The 1384-nt window shown below is 64.3% G+C and carries 2 protein-coding genes; both read right to left on the bottom strand.

Annotation, left to right across the window (positions count from 1 at the left end):
* The coding region (locus MBTS_RS22755) for a hypothetical protein (RefSeq protein ID WP_192216555.1) at positions 1-263 on the bottom strand (263 nt) is incomplete at its 3' end.
* Positions 264-282: 19 nt separating this feature from the next.
* On the bottom strand, positions 283-1384 hold a 1102-nt coding region (locus MBTS_RS22750), incomplete at its 5' end, for an MFS transporter (protein WP_192216554.1).

Genomic DNA, 1384 nt, shown 5'->3' with positions numbered 1-1384 from the left:
CCCTCGGACAACCTGTCCTTCGGCGAAGCTTCGCTGTGACGGCCGTGAAGGACCGCTGCTTCTACCAGGTCGGCAATGGCTTCTTTGAGCGTGAGCTTGGTCCGAGCTTTTTCCCGCGTGAGGATGCCGGCGCTTTTGCCCTCAATAATCCGCGTCAGGGAGATCTCGCACTCGGTCCATCCGCTGCCGCCTGCGCCGCCATCCGCTGAGCGACGAGCTGGAACGAGAAAGGCCCGCATGATGGCATGCGGGCCTTTCTTCATAGAGCCTCTTACCCAGGAATCAGTAAGTAGCGACCTTCCGGTTGATGACGAGCGCGCTCAGGGTCGCGACCGCGCCGGACAGGAGATAAACGCCGACCCAGGCCAGACCGAACCGGCTCGACAGGCTGAGGGCCACGAGCGGCGCAAAGCCGGCTCCGATCAGCCATGCGAGGTCGGAGGTAAGCGCAGCGCCCGTATAGCGGTAGCGCGTCCCGAGATTCTCGGTCACCGACCCGGAGGTCTGGCCGTAGGATAGGCCGAGCAGACCGAAGCCGACGAGGACGTAGATCGTCTGCCCGGTCTCGCTATCGCCGAACAGCAGGGGCGCGAGGATGCTGGCGAGGCTGAACAGGCCGATGAGGCTGGCTGCGATTCCCACCAGTCTGCGCCGGCCCACCTGATCCGCCACGATTCCCGAGATCACGATCGCGCCAGCAAAGACGATGGAGCCGACGAACTGCACCAGTAGGAACTCGCCGGCCGAGCGTTTCGTGAACAAGGTGATCCAGCTGATCGGGAAGATGCTGACGAGGTGGAACAGCGCGAAACTCGCCAGCGGCACGAAAGCGCCGATGAGGACGGTCCGGCCCTGTGCGCGAATCATCTCCCAGACCGGGGTCGGGGCGAGTTCACGGGTCTCTAGCAGCTGAGTGAACTCCTCCGTCGCGACGAGGCGAAGCCGGGCGAAGAGGGCGACCACGTTCACCGCGAAGGCGACGTAGAACGGATACCGCCAGCCCCAATCCAGGAAGTCGTCCATGGTCAGATTGGCGAGGAAGAACGAGAATAGAGCACTGGCGAGCCCGAAGCCGATGGGCGCTCCGAGTTGCGGGATCATCGCGTACCAGCCCTTGCGATCGCTGGGTGCCTTGATCGACAGGAGCGAAGCCAGGCCGTCCCAGGCTCCCCCGAGAGCGAGCCCCTGCCCTATCCGAAAGGCAGCGAGCAGCCAGATCGAGGCCATGCCGATGCTGTGATAGGTCGGCAGAAAGGCGATCGACACCGTAGAGCCGCCGAGCAGGAACAGGGCGATGGTCAGCTTCACACCCCGCCCGTGCCGCCGGTCGATCTCCATGAAGATCACCGAACCGATGGGCCGCGCGACGAAGGCGAGGGCGAAG

The organism is Methylobacterium bullatum (assembly GCF_014845095.1).
GTDB lineage: Bacteria > Pseudomonadota > Alphaproteobacteria > Rhizobiales > Beijerinckiaceae > Methylobacterium > Methylobacterium bullatum.
Note: the sequence above shows the minus strand (reverse complement) of the source record. Positions and strands in the feature narration are given on the sequence as shown.